A 3,453-nucleotide genomic window follows, 5' to 3' on the forward strand; every position below is an offset into this window, starting at 1 on the left:
CAAAAAGATTACGCACGGTGAGGTCCTGGCACAAAACAGGATGCAAACACCAGGCTGGTGAATTTTGAAAAGTCACGCCCTCGAGCAACACTTTTTTGCAATTATTAAGCACCACCAGGTTGGGGCGTAAAAAATCCTTGATGTCTTCAAAATCTTTGAGGGTTTGTCCGGGCAACAAAGCTGTTCCCCGTTTTTGTTCAAACGCCAGTTTTGTTTTTGCCGACGGGAACCAGATCCTGTTATCGCTGCTTACCAATCCGCCAGAGGCTACTTTTGCTTTCCATTGCGATTCAGTAAGCCGATCATGGCCTACCATGCGCCATACATCGCCATTTCCGTCAATAACGCCACGGCCTGTGATAGCTATATTCTCCAGGTTGGTACCCTGAATAGGTGATTGATTACGGGCCGAACGGCTTCCTTCATACGTTCCTTCTACCAGTGGGTACTGATCGAAATCTTTTGTAAACAACAGGATGGCGTCCCGGTCTAGATGCAGGTTTACATTGCTTTTCATTTCAACCGGACCTGTTAACCAGATACCACCGGGGATCAACACCACGCCACCACCTTTTCCACTGCAGGTGGCAATGGCCTTGTTGATGGAATTTGTATTCAGTGTAAGTCCATCTGCAACCGAACCAAACTGTACAATATTAAAAGTGTCTGGTTTAAAAACGGGCTGCTCAACGGTGGGCAGATTGTTCCAGGAAAAGGGTCCTTTCTCTTTGCTGGTTTGTGCATGCAGGAAGGCGCCTGGCAAACAGATCATTGCCATCATACCAGCTGCGAGCTTATTTTTTTTCATCATAATCAATATAAGACCGGTTTTAATAACCGAAGTTTTGTGAAAGGTTTGGATTTACATCGCGCTGGGTTTGCGGTATCGGCATCAGTTCGGTTTTCCCTGCCGTAAAGCCCATTGCGAATGAATTGGTAAAGGTCAACTGACTGCTTCCGCCCAACCACCAGTTTACTCTTGTTTGTCCTGATGGTGCACTCGTTGTTGGCCCCGGGTGGTAAAATGAATTCAGAAATGGATTGAAATCATCTGCATTTGACCGGGATGGTTTGTTCACATAATATAAATACGTTGGCAATTGGGTAGCGTCCCTGGCGTAAGCTGGTCCATCTTCCATATACGAATATGACGTAAATGAGGGATGATTGGTTGCAGTAGCGGTTGCCCAGGCATTCATTCTTGCCCTGGTTTCAGCAATTGCAGTAGCCATCAGGCCCCAACGCATAAGATCATACTTGCGAACACCCTCATCACCAAATTCCAGCATTCTTTCTTTAACAAGGAATTTGAAGAACCCATCTTTTGTGGTTGGAATAACAGGCGCATTTTCTTTATAGCTGCCTCCATGGCCACGCAGGTTTATTTGCTGCACCGCATCAATAGCAGCAGCTGTAGGCGCTCCGTTCAGTTCATTCTCTGTTTCAGCATACCATAGCAATACATCGGCAAAACGGATCAGCGGCCAGGCCAGCTGCATATTCTGTAAACTGTTATTTGTGGCAGGCAGTGCAGACTCCGTAGCTTTTCCACTACTGAAAACAAAACCGGGATTAGTAACCCATTCTCTTCTGAACTTACCATCATGAATAGCGCTGATGGCATGCCCTATTTTAATGGTATCGAAAATAACTTCAGAAGGCACACAGGTGATATCTCTTCTGAGATCAGTTGAATCGAACATATAAAAATAGGTAGGCAATACCGCAACGGATAATCCACCCGTCCCATTCATTTTTGTTCCGGTTTGAATACCGAGTTTACTGTCGGAACCACTACCGGCTGCCATCGATGCCACCATTATAAATTCACCAGCGGGATCGTTGGTATTATGCGCCAGCAGGTAATTCTTCCAAAGCGCCTTATAAGAGGGTAACAAACCATGCTGTGACGGGTTGGCAATGATCTCTGCACACTCGTCATGAGCGATCTTGTAATAATCCTTATAGTTCTCGGCACGAACCAGGGGACCTCCGGTTACAGGTAATTCGTAACCACCGCGGGTGAGCGCAATTTTGGCTCGTAATGCTTTGGCTGTGCCTTTTGTAAACCGCTGATCAATTTGATCGCCAACCGCACCCACCTCTGTTCTCCAGGGCATTAATGTTTCAGCATATTTCAGATCATCCAGCAGGTGATCGTAAATAGTGTCCCGGCTGGTACGGGGTTTCAACAGATCTTTTTCAAATTGCGATGGCTGCCATTGTACAGGCACATCCCCAAAATTGCGGCAAAGCTCATAATAATACTGAGCACGCAATACCAGGGCTTCGCCATACATCCGTTGCAGCTGTGCCTGTTGCTGGGGACTGCCATTAAGATACAGGTTCATTTTGGGAATATTGTATATACACAGGTTAGCGCGTTCTATTCCCTGATACATTTGATTGAAGGGGTTGGTGATGTTCAGGTTACTGGGTATACCCATGTATTTTGCCAGCAGTTGTCCTTCGTCGGTAGTGGGTGAATTGGTCCCCTTCTGCATTTCATCTGAATCGTAAGACCAGTAGCCACTGATACGGATACCATACCCATAATCGCCGGCCAGGGAATTGTAAGCACCCAACAATCCTTTACGTGCGTTAGGAATATTGTCGAATATAAATTCTGTATCGAAAGAAGAAGTAGCTTCCGGCGACAGAAATTTTTTACATGATAAAAAGGTGGTGCTGGCAATTGACAGCATGGAGACTATAATCGTTGTTTTATATAATCCTGATTTCATTGTAATAAAGTTGATGGGTTAAAAACTAATATTCAAACCGGCAACAAATGTCCTTGACCTGGGATAAGCAGCATAATCTACTCCGAAAGTAGTAACATCTCCCCGGCGGGTGTTGGCATCGGGATCGTACCCCGTATAACCGGTTATGGTAGCCAGGTTGTTCACCGTAGCATATATCCGCAGGTTTATCATTTTAATTTTAGCGATCAGCGACCTTGGCACATTGTATGCCAGCGTAACGTTGTTGATGCGGATGTACGACCCATCTTCCACCGCATAACTTTGTGAATAGAACCCGTTCACGCTGGTGGAAGGGAACCAGATAGCGGCATGTGCATTCGCATTGCTCAGGGTCTCCGGATCAACACCGAGTATATAATTGGTCCCTGAAATACCTACCACTCTTTGAATGGAGTTACCATTCTCATCGATCATTTTCCAGCGGTTATTATCAATGGTGAGCATATTCACCTGGGAGCCATACGAACTGGCATATTCCAGTTTATTTGCATTGAACACTTTATTACCATACACAAAATTGGCAAACACATTCAACTCGAATCCTTTGTAACTAAAGCTCTGGCTAAAACCACCAAAGAATTTGGGTTGCGCATAGCCAATGATGGTCCTGTCATTATCCGCATCCACTTTACCATCAGGTTTTCCATCGGGACCGCCAAGGTCTTTATATTTGGGTGAACCGGGCTGC

2 protein-coding genes and 1 pseudogene are annotated in these 3,453 nt (G+C 45.6%); all 3 read right to left on the reverse strand.

The features are described 5' to 3' along the window. Positions 1 to 811: glycoside hydrolase family 28 protein (locus ACJ751_RS26335; protein ID WP_407748519.1), on the reverse strand; the 811-nt coding region annotated here is incomplete at its 3' end. Between the two features lie 19 nt (positions 812 to 830). Beyond that, positions 831 to 2,744 carry a RagB/SusD family nutrient uptake outer membrane protein gene (locus ACJ751_RS26340; RefSeq protein ID WP_407748520.1) on the reverse strand — a complete coding sequence of 638 codons (1,914 nt, stop codon included), beginning with the start codon at positions 2,742 to 2,744 and terminating at the stop codon, positions 831 to 833. An 18-nt stretch (positions 2,745 to 2,762) separates the two neighbouring features. After that, positions 2,763 to 3,453: pseudogene (locus ACJ751_RS26345) on the reverse strand (TonB-dependent receptor); the annotation flags it as partial.

The organism is Niastella sp., assembly GCF_045805085.1.
GTDB lineage: Bacteria > Bacteroidota > Bacteroidia > Chitinophagales > Chitinophagaceae > Niastella.